The organism is Streptomyces sp. NPDC005576 (assembly GCF_042871745.1).
Lineage (GTDB): Bacteria > Actinomycetota > Actinomycetes > Streptomycetales > Streptomycetaceae > Streptomyces.
Window position 1 is genome coordinate 294,719 of sequence record NZ_JBIAJC010000003.1, and the last position, 13,977, is coordinate 308,695.

General features: G+C 72.5%; 12 protein-coding genes. 10 read left to right on the forward strand and 2 right to left on the reverse strand.

Annotated features, from left to right (window positions below; translation table 11 throughout):
• The first annotated feature begins 275 nt into the window (after window positions 1-275).
• The 7 genes from ACFYPN_RS07500 (at window position 276) to ACFYPN_RS07530 (ending at window position 7,708) form a co-directional block, all read left to right on the forward strand.
• On the forward strand, window positions 276-3,248 hold the full coding sequence (locus ACFYPN_RS07500) for a Na+/H+ antiporter subunit A (protein WP_358763164.1): 2,973 nt from the start codon (window positions 276-278) through the stop codon (window positions 3,246-3,248).
• Window positions 3,245-3,904, forward strand: coding sequence for a Na(+)/H(+) antiporter subunit C (locus ACFYPN_RS07505; RefSeq protein ID WP_358763163.1), 660 nt, complete (start codon window positions 3,245-3,247; stop codon window positions 3,902-3,904). Before ACFYPN_RS07500 ends, ACFYPN_RS07505 begins: the two co-directional genes overlap by 4 nt.
• Entirely contained in the window at window positions 3,901-5,556 is a 1,656-nt protein-coding gene (locus ACFYPN_RS07510; RefSeq protein ID WP_358763161.1) for a Na+/H+ antiporter subunit D, read from the forward strand. Before ACFYPN_RS07505 ends, ACFYPN_RS07510 begins: the two co-directional genes overlap by 4 nt.
• Window positions 5,557-5,582: 26 nt before the next feature.
• Window positions 5,583-6,176 (forward strand): Na+/H+ antiporter subunit E, encoded by a 594-nt coding sequence (locus tag ACFYPN_RS07515; protein WP_358763159.1) that lies wholly within the window; start codon window positions 5,583-5,585, stop codon window positions 6,174-6,176.
• Window positions 6,173-6,508 (forward strand): monovalent cation/H+ antiporter complex subunit F, encoded by a 336-nt coding sequence (locus tag ACFYPN_RS07520; protein WP_358763157.1) that lies wholly within the window; start codon window positions 6,173-6,175, stop codon window positions 6,506-6,508. The genes ACFYPN_RS07515 and ACFYPN_RS07520 overlap by 4 nt, the downstream gene beginning before the upstream one ends.
• A complete protein-coding gene (mnhG, locus tag ACFYPN_RS07525; RefSeq protein ID WP_358763155.1) occupies window positions 6,505-6,858 on the forward strand; it encodes a monovalent cation/H(+) antiporter subunit G in 354 nt (117 codons plus the stop codon). Before ACFYPN_RS07520 ends, mnhG begins: the two co-directional genes overlap by 4 nt.
• Before the next feature lie 112 nt (window positions 6,859-6,970).
• Window positions 6,971-7,708 carry a CDP-alcohol phosphatidyltransferase family protein gene (locus ACFYPN_RS07530; RefSeq protein ID WP_358763153.1) on the forward strand — a complete coding sequence of 246 codons (738 nt, stop codon included), beginning with the start codon at window positions 6,971-6,973 and terminating at the stop codon, window positions 7,706-7,708.
• Here the strand turns inward: ACFYPN_RS07530 and ACFYPN_RS07535 are convergent.
• On the reverse strand, window positions 7,677-8,126 hold the full coding sequence (locus ACFYPN_RS07535; protein ID WP_358763151.1) for an adenylyltransferase/cytidyltransferase family protein: 450 nt from the start codon (window positions 8,124-8,126) through the stop codon (window positions 7,677-7,679). The genes ACFYPN_RS07530 and ACFYPN_RS07535 overlap by 32 nt on opposite strands.
• A 152-nt stretch (window positions 8,127-8,278) precedes the next feature.
• On the opposite strand from ACFYPN_RS07535, the gene ACFYPN_RS07540 reads away from it, so the two are divergent.
• Genes ACFYPN_RS07540 through ACFYPN_RS07550 form a run of 3 tightly spaced genes read left to right on the forward strand, consistent with a single transcriptional unit; the run spans window position 8,279 to window position 12,473 of the window.
• Entirely contained in the window at window positions 8,279-9,541 is a 1,263-nt protein-coding gene (locus ACFYPN_RS07540) for a glycosyltransferase (RefSeq protein WP_358763149.1), read from the forward strand.
• Complete coding sequence (locus tag ACFYPN_RS07545; RefSeq protein WP_358763148.1) at window positions 9,538-11,232, forward strand: lipopolysaccharide biosynthesis protein; 1,695 nt, start codon at window positions 9,538-9,540, stop codon at window positions 11,230-11,232. Before ACFYPN_RS07540 ends, ACFYPN_RS07545 begins: the two co-directional genes overlap by 4 nt.
• Window positions 11,229-12,473 (forward strand): hypothetical protein, encoded by a 1,245-nt coding sequence (locus tag ACFYPN_RS07550; RefSeq protein ID WP_358763146.1) that lies wholly within the window; start codon window positions 11,229-11,231, stop codon window positions 12,471-12,473. Before ACFYPN_RS07545 ends, ACFYPN_RS07550 begins: the two co-directional genes overlap by 4 nt.
• Here ACFYPN_RS07550 and ACFYPN_RS07555 read toward each other — a convergent pair.
• Window positions 12,442-13,962: a hypothetical protein gene (locus ACFYPN_RS07555; protein ID WP_389297219.1), complete on the reverse strand. Its 1,521-nt coding sequence runs from the start codon at window positions 13,960-13,962 to the stop codon at window positions 12,442-12,444. The genes ACFYPN_RS07550 and ACFYPN_RS07555 overlap by 32 nt on opposite strands.
• Between the last annotated feature and the right edge of the window lie 15 nt (window positions 13,963-13,977).

Below are 13,977 nucleotides of genomic sequence, written 5' to 3' on the forward strand. Positions count from 1 at the left end.
GGTGACGGTCTCACGACCTGTCAATTCCGTTATGAACTTCGACACATAGATACTAGGCACAGTGAAAAAATGAAGAGAAAGTGGGCTCACAGGAACAACACCGGTCCCTCATATCCCTCACACTCCGGGAGGGCGGAGGGTGCGGCCCGGGAGTGCCCGCCGGGACCGCCCGGGTGGTCATGAGGGGGAGCCGCGTTCCGTGCGGCGTGCCGGACGGGTGAACGTCCCCGGGGGATATATCTGTACTCAGTGCCATATTTCCCGGACGCCCCGCTGTGATCGCGCTCATCGTCTGCCACTTCGCGCTGGCGGCCTGTGCCGGTCCCCTGGTGCACCGGTTGGGCAGCCGCGCGTTCGCCGTGCTCGCGCTCCCACCGGCCGCCACCACGGTCTGGGCCTTCACGAAGTGGTCGAGCGCCGCCGACGGGCGGGCCGACGCGTGGTCATGGGACTGGATTCCGGTGTACGACGTCTCCGTCGATCTGCGCCTGGACGCCCTCGGCGAACTGATGGTGCTGCTCGCGGCGGGAGTCGGCACCCTCGTGCTGCTGTACTGCGCTTCGTACTTCGCCGACGACACGCCCCAACTCGCCCGGTTCGCCGGGAACCTGCTGGCCTTCGCCGGTGCGATGCTCGCACTCGTCCTCGCCGACGACCTGATCACGCTCTACGTGTTCTGGGAGCTGACCACCGTCTTCTCCTACCTGTTGATCGGGCACACCAGCGAGAAGAAGCAGAACCGCAGATCGGCGCTCCAGGCCCTCACCGTCACCACCCTCGGCGGACTGGCCATGCTGGTCGGCTTCCTGATCATCGGTAAGGCCGCGGGCACCTACCGGATCTCGGCGATCGTCGCCCACCCGCCGGACGCCTCCGTCGCCGTCCAGGTCGCCGTCGCACTGGCCCTGGCGGGCGCGTTGTCGAAGTCCGCGATCTGGCCGTTCTCCCTCTGGCTGCCCAACGCCATGGCCGCCCCGTCCCCGGTCAGCGCCTATCTGCACGCCGCCGCCATGGTGAAGGCCGGCGTCTACCTGGTGGCCCGGCTCGCCCCCGCCTTCGCCGACGTACCGCTGTGGCGGCCGGTGGTACTCGTGCTCGGCGCCGTCACCATGCTGCTCGGCGGCTGGCGCGCCCTGCGGCTGCACGACCTCAAACTCGTCCTCGCCTACGGCACCGTCAGCCAACTCGGCTTCCTCACCCTGCTCGCCGGGGACGGCACCCGGGACGCGGCGCTCGCGGCCGTCGCGATGATCCTGGCGCACGCCCTCTTCAAGGCCCCGCTCTTCCTCGTCATCGGCGTCGTCGACCACGCGACCGGCACCCGCGACCTGCGCCGGCTCTCCGGCGTGGGCCGCTCCCTGCCGCTGGTGTGCGCCGTCGGCGTGCTGGCCGCCGCCTCCATGGCCGCGCTGCCCCCGCTGCTCGGATTCGCCGCCAAGGAAGCCGCGTTCGAGGCCCTCCTGCACGGCGGCACCGCGGACCTCTGGGCCCTCGCGGCCGTCGTCGCGGGCTCCGCGCTCACCACCGCCTACACCCTCCGGTTCGTCTGGGGCGCCTTCCTCCGCAAGCCCGGCGTCGCGGACGTCCCCGTCCACCGGGTCTCCGCCGCCTTCCTCGCCCCGCCCGCCGTGCTCGCCGTCACCGGGCTCGTCCTCGGGCCCGGAATCGGCTGGACGGACCACCTGTTCAGCAGGTACGCCGACGAGTTCCCCGCCACCGCGCACCCCTACCACCTCGCGCTCTGGCACGGCTTCGGCACGGCACTGCTGCTCTCGGCCGTCGCCTGGGCGGGCGGCGCCGTGCTCTTCGCCGCCCGCACTCCCGTCCGCACCCTCTCCCGGCGCGTCGCCTGGCCCACCGCCGACGGCGTCTTCGGCCACCTCCTGCTCGGCCTGGAGCGGCTCGCCCTCCAGATCACCGGCCTGGTGCAACGCGGTTCGCTCTCCGTCTACCTGGCCACCACCCTGCTCGTCCTGATCGCCGGGCAGCTCACCGTCCTCATCACCGACCACCCGTGGGACGACGCGGTCGCCCCGCGCCTCTGGGACTCACCCCTCCAAGGCGCGCTGGCCGTGCTCACCAGCGCCGCGGCCCTGCTCTGCCTCACCGTGAGCCGCCGGATGAAGGCCGTCGTGCTGGCCGGGCTCACCGGCTACGGCACCGCGCTGCTCTTCGTCGTCCAGGGCGCCCCCGACCTCGCACTGACCCAGTTCTGCGTCGAGACCGTCTCGATGATCGTGTTCGTGCTGGTGCTGCGCCGGATGCCGGTGCACTTCCAGGAGACCGTCAGCTCCTGGCGGCGGGCCGTGCGCATCCCCGTCGCCCTCGCGGCAGCCGCCACGTTCGGGGTCGCCGTCTGGGTCTCCGCCGCCGCGCGCACCGCCGAACCGGCCGGCGCGGCGATGGTGCGTGAGGCCGCGAGCCACGGCATCAAGGACGTCGTCGCCACCATCCTGGTGGACCTGCGGGCCTGGGACACCATGGGCGAGTCGGCGGTCCTGGCTGCCGCGGCGGTGGGCGTGACCAGCCTGATCTACCTGCACCGCAGGAGCGAGCAGCCCGCCTCCGGCGAGGAACGCCCCGGCCGTCCCGCGCCCGGCGCCCCCGTACCGGCGGGCGTCCCGACGCTCACCGCCGCCACCCCGGCCCCCGGCACCGCCTGGTCGCTCTCCCGCGACCGCGACCGGCTCACCGGGCTCCCGCAGGGCGACGAAGGCGCCCCGGAACGCGACTGGCTCGCCGCGACCTCCACCCTCGCCCCCGAACACCGCTCGCTCGTCTTCGAGGTGGTGGCCCGGCTGCTCTTCCACCCCGTCCTGGTGCTCTCCGTCTACCTGCTCTTCTGCGCGGAGAACATGCCGGGCGGCGGCTTCGTCGCCGGACTGGTCGGCTCCGTGGCCCTCATCACCCGCTACCTCGCGGGCGGCCGGTTCGAACTCGCGGAGGCGGCGCCCCTGCCCCCCGGACTCATCACCGGAATGGGCCTCTTCCTCTCCACCGGCGTCGCCCTGCTCGGCCTCTTCGACGGCACGGTGCTGCACGCGTGGACCTACCACGGGCACCTGCCGGTCCTCGGCGACTACCACTTCGGCACGTCGGTCCTCTTCGACTGCGGGGTCTACCTCCTGGTCCTCGGGGTCGTACTCGACATCGTCCGCGCCCTCGGCGCGAAGATCGACCGGCAGATCGAACGGGCCGCCGCCCTGCGGCACCACGGCCCGGCCGAGGCGGGGGGCGGCACCCGGTGACCGTCAGCGCCTGTCTCCTCGCCACGGCCGTCGTGCTCTGCGCGGTCGGCGGCATCCTCATGCTCACCCGGCCGCTGACCCGCATCCTGCTGGGCGCGGTGATCGCCGGCAACGGCATCAACCTCCTCGTGCTGGCCGGCACCGGATCGGCGGGCGCCGCGCCCCTGCTCTACGGCGTACCGCTGCGCGAGGTCACCGACCCGCTGCCGCAGGCCATCGCCCTCACCGCGATCGTCATCACCCTCGCCACCACGGCGTTCCTGCTCGCCATGGCCTACCGCAGCCACCAGCTCACCGGCACCGACGAGGTCCACGACGACCTGGAGGACCGGCGCATCGCGCTGCGGGCCGAGGTACGGGACGAACGGGCCCAGCTCATCGAGGAGTACCGGACGGGGGACGCCCCCTCCAGCGAGGAGCGCGCGCGCTACCTCGACGAACGCCGCCGCTTGCGCCACCGGCTGCGCGCCGACCGCGCCCTCCAGGCCCGGGGCCGCAACGCGACCGGAGACCTCTGGCACGACGTGCTCGGCGCCGACCCGGAGGACTACACCCGATCCGTCCGTACGGCACCACCGGACGCCGCCGCCGACCCCGAAGACCCCGAAGGCCCCGCCGGACCCTCGCACCGCACCGACCCGGGAGACGCCGGATGAACGCCCTCGTCCCGCTGCCGGTGCTGCTGCCGCTCTGCGCCACCGGCCTCAGCCTCGCCTTCGGCACCCGCCTCAAGCGCTTCCAGCGCTTCATCAGCGTCGCCGTGCTCACGCTCGTCCTCGGGCTCTCCGCCGGACTCATGGCCGCCACTCAGGCGGACGGCCCGCTCTCCGTCCACCTCGGGGACTTCGCCCCGCCGCTCGGCATCACCCTGGTCGCCGACCGGCTCTCCGCCCTGATGCTGACCGTCTCCTCGGCCGTCACCCTCTGCGTGCTCGTCTACTCCCTCGGCCAGGGCATGGCCGACCGCGACGAGGAAACCCCCGTCGCCGTCTTCCACCCCGCCTATCTCATCCTCGTCGCCGGGGTCTCCTGCACCTTCCTCGCCGGAGACCTCGTCAACCTCTACGTCGGCTTCGAGATCATGCTGGTCGCCAGCTTCGTGCTGCTCACCCTCGGCGGCACCGGCCCCCGCGTGCGGGCCGGCTCCACGTACGTGATCATCTCGCTCTTCTCCTCGATGCTCTTCCTCACCACCATCGCCATGACCTACGCGGCGGCCGGCACCGCCAACTTCGCCCAGCTCGCCCAACGCCTGCCCGAACTCCCCCTCGGCGTGCAGACGTTGATCCAGGCCATGCTGCTGACGGTCTTCGCCATCAAGGCCGCAGTCTTCCCGCTCGGCGCCTGGCTCCCCGACTCCTACCCCACCGCGCCCGCGCCCGTCACCGCCGTCTTCGCGGGACTGCTCACCAAGGTCGGCGTCTACAGCATGCTGCGCACCGAGACGCTGCTCTTCCCCGGCAACCGGGTCGGCGACCTGCTGATGGCGGTCGCCCTCGCCTCGATGATCGTCGGCATCCTGGGCGCCGTCGCCCAGACCGACCTCAAGCGGCTGTTCTCGTTCACCCTGATCAGCCACATCGGCTACATGATCTTCGGGATCGGCCTCGCCACCCGCCAGTCGTACGGCGGCGCGATCGTCTACGTCACCCACCACATCACCGTCCAGACCACGCTCTTCCTCGTGGCCGGGCTGATGGAACGCCGGGGCGGCACCACCGAACTCACCCGGACCGGCGGCCTCGCCCGCGCCGCACCGCTCCTCGCCGTGCTCTACCTCGTCCCGGCCCTCAACATGGCGGGCATCCCGCCGTTCTCCGGCTTCATCGGCAAACTCGGCCTGATGCGCGCCGGTGTGGCGGACGGGAGCGTCTGGGCCTGGCTCCTGGTGGCCGGCTCCACGGCGACCAGCCTGCTCACGCTGTACGTGATGGCCAAGGTCTGGAACCTGGCGTTCTGGCGCGACGCCCCGCCCGGACAGGCGCTCGACGGAACTGTCCTGGAAGCCGACTCCGACGAGGACGACGACGATCCGGACGAGGGCCCGGACCGCATGCCCGGCACCGGGGACGAGCCGGTGCGCTCCCTGCCCGGACCGGCCGGGCGGGCGGTCGCCGCGACCCTGCACGGCCGCTCCATCACCACCACGACCCGGCTGCCCCGCACCATGGTCGCGGCCACCGCCGCCGGGGTCGCCATCAGCCTCGCCTTCACCGTGTTCGCCGGGCCGCTGACCACCTACACCGACCGGGCGGCCGCCGAACTCCTGCGGCGCACCCCCTACATCGAGGAGGTGCTCGGCCGGTGAGCCGCCGATTCCCCCGAGGGGCCGGGATGCCACCGCTCAGCCTCACCCTGGGCAGGAGCGGCCGCCGCGTCCTCGATCTGCCGCTCATCGCCTGGCTCACCGTGATCTGGGTGATGCTCTGGTCCACCCTGACCTGGGCCAACGTCCTCACCGGGGTGGTCGTCGCGGTCGTCGTCTGCCTGGCCTTCCCACTGCCCCGGGTCGATCTCGGGCTGCGGCTGCACCCCTGGGGCATCCTGCGGCTCGCCGGTTACCTGCTGTACGACATGTTCACCTCCGGGGTGAAGGTGTCCCGGCAGATCCTCGCCGGGAGACCCCACCGGGCCGCCGTCGTCGCGGTGCCGCTGCGCTGCCGGAGCGACCTGATGCTCACCGCCACCGCCGTCGCGGTCTCCAACGTGCCGGGCGGCGCCATCGTCGAGGTGCGCCGCTCCACCGCCACCGTCTTCGTGCACGTGCTCGACGCCGACCTGAGCGCCGAACTCGAAGCGGCCCGACGCTCGGTGTGGCGGATGGAAGCCCTGACCGTACGGGCCTTCGGCACCCGGGACGAGATCGCCCGGGTCGCGGAGCCGCCGCCGACGCCGCCCCACCCGCAGACCGGGAGCACACCCGTATGACCACGACCGAGACCGTCGACCGCTGGCTGCTGTACGCGGCGGTGGCGATGATCGTCCTCGCCGGGCTGCTCCTGCTCGTGCGCATCCGGCGCGGACCCACGATGCTCGACCGTGCGCTCTCGCTCGACGTGTGCGCGGCCCTGATCATCGCCGGTCTCGGCGCCCGCGCGGCACTGGTCCGCGACACCTTCTACTTCCCGATCATGCTGGTGCTGGCGTTCCTCGGGTTCACCGGGTCCGTCGGCATCGCCCGCTTCATCGCGGTGCGCGACCGGCCGCGCCCACGTCACCGGCCGGGCGGCCCCGCCGGCACGAAGGAGACCGGACCATGACCACCTGGCTGACCGTCGTCGACACCGCCGGCGCCGTCGCCGTCCTGCTCGGTGCGGCCACCTGCCTGCTCGGCACCCTCGGCATGCTCACCCTGCCCGACGTCCTCTCCCGCAGCCACGCGGCGACCAAGCCGCAGGCCCTCGGCATCCTGCTGGTGCTCGTCGGGGTGGCGATGCGGCTGCGCAGCGGCATGGATCTCGCCACCCTCGCCCTGATCCTCTTCTTCCAGATGATGACCGGGCCGGTGGCCGCGCACCTGGTGGCCAGATCCGCCTACCGGACGGGCCAGATCGACCACGGCGACCTGCTCTTCGACGACCTGGACACGCAACTCACCGAGGAACGCTGACCGCCGCGCCGTCCCCGGGCGGCGTCCCCGGCTCCGGCCCGGCTTCGGTGCGGTATGACCGGAAACAGAAGCGTGTCATGATGCGGGTCAACATCAGGACGCTGGGGGGCGTATGGGAAGCACGGGTACGGTGCTGCGCGAGTTGCGCGGCGCACAGAAGACGGCCAAGGGTGTCTCGCTCTACTCGCGGTACGTGAACAGGCCCGCGGGCCGGGTGCTCGCGGCGGGGGCTCACCGGGCGCGGCTGACACCCAATCAAGTAACACTGATCAGTGCGCTCTTCACGTTCTCGTCCATAGCCGCGCTCGCGCTCGCGGAGCCCTCGTGGCTGCTCGGGGTGTGCGTCTGGGCAGGTCTGGTGGTGGGTTTCGCCTTCGACTCCGCCGACGGCCAGCTCGCCCGGCTCACCGGACGCGGCGGCCCCGACGGTGAGTGGCTCGACCACGTGGTGGACTGCGCCAAGATGATCCTGGTCCACACCGCCGTACTGATCTCCTTCTACCGCTCCGACGCCTACCGGGTCGGCGAAGAGCGCGGCGAGACATGGCTGCTGCTGCCGCTCGGCTTCCTCTTCGTCGCCGTCCTGACCTTCTGCGCGGGACTCCTCCGCGAGCAGCTGGGCAAGGCGGCGCCGCACCCGGGCGCAGCCCCCGGCGGACCGGTCTCACGGGTGCGCGCCGTCGCGCTGCTCCCCGCCGACTACGGGGTGTTCTGCCTGGTGTTCCTGCTGCTCGGCGAGCCCACGGCCTTCCTGGCGGGGTACACGGCGCTCGCCGTGGTGCACGCCCTGTTCCTGGTGGCCTTCCTGGCCAAGTGGTTCAGGGAGCTGAGAGCGCTCCGCGCGGGGTGACGAGCACGTCCAGCGCCTTGCGCAGCTGGGTGCTGGAGGTGTGTACGGTGTACGGGAAGTAGATGACCTCGACACCGACTTCGGCGAAGTCGCGTTCGAGCTTCTTCCCCTTCTCCGTGCCCCGCCAGTCGTCGCCCTTGAAGATCACGTCGAAGCGGACCTGCTGCCAGGTGTCGATCTTCTCCGGCACGGTCTCCACGAACGCGGCGTCCACATGGCGGATGCTGCGGACGATCTCCAGCCGCTCGGGCAGCGGGATCACCGGCCGGTGGCCCTTGGCCAGGGCGGCCATCTCGTCGGAGACGACCCCCGCCACCAGGTAGTCGCACTGACTACGGGCGTGACGAAGGATGTTGAGGTGACCCACGTGGAACAGGTCGTACACGCCCGGAGCGTACCCCACCCTGTGCTGCGCCATCCGTTCTCTCCCCCAGCGGTGAACGTCATGTGCTGATGTTTCCATCGACCCTACTGTGAAGACCACTTGTGCATCCCGTGAACGGATAAGCTCGACGCGGGTCTGTTCCCTCGGGGAACAGGCAGCCGTTCCGGGGGGAAGGCGATCGTCCGATGTCCGCTGCCGCACCACGTACGCCACTGCACGACCGCAGGATTCTGGTGGTCTCGACCAACTACGCGCCGGAACTGACCGGTATCGGCCCCTACGCCACCCAGCTCGCCGAACACTGGGCGGCCACCACCGCGCGCACCGACGTGCTCACCGGGATGCCGCACTACCCGTCCTGGCGCACCGACGAGGGCTACCGGGGCGTCTGGCGCACCACGGAGGACCGCGAGGGGGTCCACGTCCACCGGCGACGCCACTACGTACCACCCCGGCAGACCGCCCTGCGCCGCGGACTCTTCGAACTCACCGTCCTCGGCCACGGCCTGCTCGCCCCGCCGCCCGGCCGCCCGGACGCCGTCGTCGCCCAGATGCCGAGCCTCGCCGGGGGTGTCATCGGTGCCCGGATCGCCCGCCGCCACCGGGTTCCGTACATACCCGTGGTCCAGGACCTGATGGGCGCCGCCGCTGCGCAGAGCGGTATCCGGGGCGGGGGCAGGGCGGCGTCCGCCGCGGCCGCGGCGGAGCGGTACGCGCTGCGCGGCGCGGCACTGGTCGGCGTGATCCACGAGAGCTTCGTGCCCGGCGTGACCGCGCTCGGCGTGGACCCCGCCCGCATCCGTACCGTCCCCAACTGGACCCACGTACAAGGGCCCACGGCCGACCGGGCGGCCACCCGCACCCGCCTCGGCTGGCAACCGGACACCCCCGTCCTGCTCCACTCGGGGAACATGGGGCTGAAACAGGGACTCGACGTGCTCGTCGACCTCGCCCGACTGGCGCCGGACGTCCGGGTCGTCCTGATGGGCGACGGGAACCAGCGCGAGGAACTGAGCGCCCGGGCCGCCGGGCTCGCCAATCTCGACTTCCTGCCGCCCGCCGCGGCCGAGGACTTCACCGACGTCCTCGCCGCCGCCGACGTCCTGGCCGTCACCCAGCGCGCCTCCGTCCTCGACATGAGCGTCCCCTCCAAACTCACCTCCTACTTCGTCTCCGGACGGCCCGTCGTCGCCTCCGTGGCCGACGGGGGCGGCACCGCCGAGGAGGTACGCCGTTCCGGCGCCGGAGTGCTGGTACGCCCCGAGGACCCGGCCGCCCTGCTCACCGCCGTACGCGAGCTGGCCGCCGACCGCACGGCGGCCGACCGGCTCGGCGCGCGGGGAGCCATCTATGTCGCACAGCACCTGAGCCGCGAGGCGGGGCTCGCCCGCTTCGACGACCTGCTCGCCGAGGCACTCGGGAACGCACAAGGGAGCACACGCCGATGACCCATCCGATCCGGGCCCTGGACGACCAGGACGAGCCGGCGCTCCTGCGCGACCAGTTCCGCCAACTCCTGCGCTACCGAAGCCTGCTCGCCACCGGGGTGCTCGTCGGGCTCCTCGGCGGTGGCTACCTCGCCGTCGCGGGCGACGACACCTACTCGGCCACCGGCGAGGTGCTGGTCCGCTCGGCGACCGCCGACCCCTTCGCCACCGGGGCCTCCGCCGACAAGGCCATCAACATCGGCTCCGAACGCCAGACCGCCGTCAGCGACACCGTCGGCACCCTCGCCGCCCGCTCCCTGGCGGCCCACGGAGACAAGGTCTCCTCCCGCGACCTGCTCGCCGGGCTCCAGGTCACCAACCCGCCGAACACCCTCACCCTCCGCTTCACCTACACCGGCAGCACCCCGCAGGAGTCGCGGGCCCGTGCCGAGGCCCTCGCCACGGCCTACCTGGCCAACCGGAAGCAGCTGACCGAGGACAGCATCGAGAACATGGCGAACGGCTACCGCGCCCAGCTCAAACCGCTGGAGCAGAAGCGCGACCAGCTGGAGGAGCAGATCGGCTCCAGCACCGCCGACGACATCACCAGCGCCCGCGCGAGCCTCATCGTCTCCATCTCCGAACTCAGCCGGAAGATATCCGAGTTGAAGGCGCTGGACGCGACCCCCGGCTACCTCAACAAGAAGCCGGTGGCGCCCACCAAGCCCACCGGCGCGGGCCTCCCGCTCCTGCTCGGCCTCGGCGGAGTCGTGGGGCTCGCCCTCGGACTGCTGCTCTCCTGGGTCCGTCTCGTCTTCGACCCGACCGTACGCTCCACCCACGAGCTGGTCCGCTCGCTCAGCGCCCCCCTGCTCGGCACCCTCCCCAAGGAGCGCGCCGCCGCCACGGCCCTGCTCGCCATCGGGCGCGGCGGCAGCAGGCTCGCGGAGGAGTACCGCGCCGTGGCCTTCCGGCTCGCCTACGACCCCGTCTTCGCCGACAACCGCAGGCTGCTGGTCACCGCCCCGCGCGGCGACAACTCGGCCGCGGCCGCCGCGGCGGCCAACATCGCCGCCGCCTTCGCCGAGATGGGCCGCAACGTCCTCCTCGTCGAAGCGGACCTGCGGACCCCCTCCCTCGCCCGCGACCTCGGCCCGGCGGTCAGCGAGCCCCGGCCCCGGTGGGCCTCGGACGACAAGCGCGGCTGGCCCGCCGGCAGCCGTACCAACGTCGACGTGCCGGGCTCCGGCGCCTTCGCCCTGGTGGCGGGCGCCCAGGTGGACAACGTCCCCCGAGCGCTCACCTCGGCTCCGGTCGGACACATCGTCGCCGAGGCGGACGCGCCCGGAGCCGTCGTCATCGTGCTCGCCCCGCCGATCCTGTCGTACGCCGACGCCGTCGCCCTCCTGGACCGGGTGGGCGGCGTCATGATCGTCTGCGATCCGCGAGAGGTGCACCGCAGCGACCTGGAACGCATCCGCGAGGTCGTCGGCGCGGCCGGCGGCCACCTGCTCGGCGTACTCCTCCACCCCGGAGCCACCCGACGGGTCCGCAAGGAGCGCAGGAGGCACCAGAGCTCCGCCGGTCACCGGGGCGGCGGCGACGGGGGCCAGGGACCGGATTCGGAGGACACCGACCGGCCCGAGATCACCGGCGACCCCGCCGAGACCATGGGGCTGCGCACCTTCACCGTGCCGCCCGCCCGCCGGTGAGGGCCCGCGGCGCGGTCGTCAGCTCCGTCGCCGACCAGGGGATCGCCGCGCTCACCAACATCCTGGTACTGGTCGCCGCGGCCCGGCTCTCCACCGTCGCCGACTTCGCCCGGTTCTCCGCGGTCTACCTGGTCTTCACCGTGCTGCTCGGCGTCTTCGGCGCCTACACGGGCCAGCCGCTCGTCCTGACCCGGGACGGCGGGGCGGCGGCCCGGAACGCCTGCCGGTCCGCGGTCGCCTTCGCCCTGATCGCCGCGGCCGTGCTCGGTGCCCTCCTCGCCGGCGGAGCCCTGCTCGTCCCCGGCGGGACCGCCCGCGCTCTCCTGGCGCTCGGACTCGTCCTGCCGGTCGTCCTCGGCCAGGACGCGATGCGGTACGCCTTCTCCACCCTCCGGCTGCCGCACCTCGCCCTCGCCGCCGACCTGGTCCGCCTCGCCTGCGTCCTGGGCGCCCTCGGGGCGCAGAGCCACGGTGCCGGGGCGGCGCGGCTGGTCGCCGTCTGGGGGCTGTCCGCCCTCCCGGCACTGCTGCTCTCCGCCGTCCTGCTGCGGAGCCGCACCGCCGGAGCGCGCACCGCCCTGCGGCCCTACCTGCGGCGTGGGCATCTGGGGCAGCGGTTCGTCGTGGAGTTCGGGGTCGGCAACGCCACCAGCCAGCTCTCCGTACTCGGACTCGGCACGGTCGGCAGCCCGCTCGTGGTGGGCGCCCTGCGCGGCGCGACGACCCTCTTCGGGCCGCTCAACGTCCTGTTCACCTCCGCCACCAGCTTCGGGCCGCCGCTGCTCTCCCGGGTCGGCGACGAACGGCGCCGGACCCGGGCCACCGCCGCGCTCGCCGGGGTGCTCGCCGCGACCGCCGCACTCTGGGCCACCGTCCTCGCGCTGCTCCCCGACCGGGTCGGCGCGCAGCTCCTGGGCGACACGTGGCCCTCCGCCGCCGCCCTCCTGCCCGCGACCGGCAGCCAGTACGCGGCGATGGCCTTCGGCACCTGCGGGCTGCTCGCCCTGCGGATGCTCGACCCGCGGACCACGCTCTCCATCCAGGTGGTGTTCTCGCTCGCCGCCGTCGTCTTCCTGATCGCCGGCTACCTGGCTGCCGGGGTCACCGGCGCCGCCTGGGGGCTCTGCCTGGGCTCCGTCTGCAAGGCGGTCGCCACCTGGACCCGGGTCGCCCGGCTGCGCCGTACCGGCGGAGCCGGTACGGCAGCCGTCAGCGCGACCGCGGTGCGCTCCGCTCCGTGAACGTGGTCACGAACGCGAGGCAGAGCGCCGCGATGGCGAGCTTCCCCACCGACTGGAGCAGCGGGCCGCGCAACAGGATGAAGGTGTAGCCCGCCACCAGCGGTGCGGCGATGGCCAGCACACTGCCCGGCCCCGGCCCGGCCCGGGTGACCGCGCGCGCGTACCGGCGGTCGGTACGCGCGGCGAGGTATCCGATCAGCGCGAGACCCGCCACCATTCCGGCCGGGCCGAAGTCCACCCAGAACTCGGTCCACAGCGGGGCCGAGAGGTTGGTCATGTTCATCCCCATCCACTGCCCCACCCGGACCCCGGTGTCCTCGGGCTTCCCGCTCCACACCGCGCGCGGCACGAAGAAGAGCGCCGAGCCCGCGAACTGGCGGCCGTACGTGTGGCCCCGGGTGTCCACCCAGGCGATGGTGTTGGCGAACATGACCGTCTGGTCGTAGTCCTTGGTCGCCAGCGGCTCGAAGGCCGAGGCCGACTGCACCGGCCGGTAGCCGCTGTCGTCGTACCGGAACCGGTCCGCGTACGGGAAGAGCACCAGCGCACCCACCACGCCCATCGCCAGCACCGTCCGGTACACCGCCGCACTGCTCGGGAACGCGGTGAAGAGCAGCGAGACGAGCACCGTGAGGAACCAGTAACGCGCGTTGGATATGGGGTTGTTCACGATCAGGTTGAGCAGGACGAGCCCGGTCCACGCCAGCACCGTCGACGGCGAGCGGCGGGCCCTGCGGGACGTCACCAGACGGCGTGTCCAGAAGAGCAGGGCCAGCAGCGCGGGTACCGTGCCGAAGCCCTTCAGGAATGCCGAGCCGACGTTCGACTCGGAGGAGGCGACCCCGCTCTGCGCCACGGACGCGCTGATCTCCTGGCGGCTGCTGAAGAAGATCGCGGGACCGCCGAGCTTCACCACGTAGTAACCGCTCGCCGCGAACGCCACCAGCAGCAGCAGCCGCAGCCGGGTGCGGTTCGCGACCGCCGGGCGGCCGCGCCGCGCCCGCGAGGAGGAGGACCGGCGGCGCAGCGGTCGCCGGGACGCCAGCAGCGCGCCCAGGTCGAACGCCGAGCACCCGACCAGGATCATCGCGGTCGCCGTCACCAGGTCCGAGCGGGGTCCCACCAGGGGAGTCGGCGTCTTCCCGATGACCGCCTGTGCGAGCGGCGCGACACCCATCGCGATGTACACGAACATCCAGAAGACGCCCTGGAGCAGCCGGCGCCGGGTGGAGAGGATCATCGTCGCCAGACGGGCGCCCGCATAGCAGGTCAGAACCAGTTGCAGCCAGAAGACGACGTCCCTGGCGCCGGTGCCCGGTTGCGCCGCGATCACCGCGGGCAGGAAGACCACCAGGCCCAGGATCAGCGGCACCGCGAGCGCGCGCGAGAGCATCGCCCAGGCGAGCGGCCTCGCCACGGGTTCCAACCGCCCGTAGGAGGTGGCCGCGCGGGCCCTGGCGGCCGGAGCCGTGTCGTACACGGACGTCATGCGCCCCCCGTTCCG

Excerpts from the sequence above, each read along its gene's own strand:
- ACFYPN_RS07540 (WP_358763149.1), top strand. The coding sequence starts at position 8,279 with ATGTCCGCTGCCGCACCACGTACGCCACTGCACGACCGCAGGATTCTG.
- mnhG (WP_358763155.1), top strand. The coding sequence starts at position 6,505 with ATGACCACCTGGCTGACCGTCGTCGACACCGCCGGCGCCGTCGCCGTC.
- ACFYPN_RS07520 (WP_358763157.1), top strand. The coding sequence starts at position 6,173 with ATGACCACGACCGAGACCGTCGACCGCTGGCTGCTGTACGCGGCGGTG.
- ACFYPN_RS07535 (WP_358763151.1), bottom strand. The coding sequence starts at position 8,126 with ATGGCGCAGCACAGGGTGGGGTACGCTCCGGGCGTGTACGACCTGTTC.
- ACFYPN_RS07545 (WP_358763148.1), top strand. The coding sequence starts at position 9,538 with ATGACCCATCCGATCCGGGCCCTGGACGACCAGGACGAGCCGGCGCTC.
- ACFYPN_RS07555 (WP_389297219.1), bottom strand. The coding sequence starts at position 13,962 with ATGACGTCCGTGTACGACACGGCTCCGGCCGCCAGGGCCCGCGCGGCC.
- ACFYPN_RS07510 (WP_358763161.1), top strand. The coding sequence starts at position 3,901 with ATGAACGCCCTCGTCCCGCTGCCGGTGCTGCTGCCGCTCTGCGCCACC.
- ACFYPN_RS07515 (WP_358763159.1), top strand. The coding sequence starts at position 5,583 with ATGCCACCGCTCAGCCTCACCCTGGGCAGGAGCGGCCGCCGCGTCCTC.
- ACFYPN_RS07530 (WP_358763153.1), top strand. The coding sequence starts at position 6,971 with ATGGGAAGCACGGGTACGGTGCTGCGCGAGTTGCGCGGCGCACAGAAG.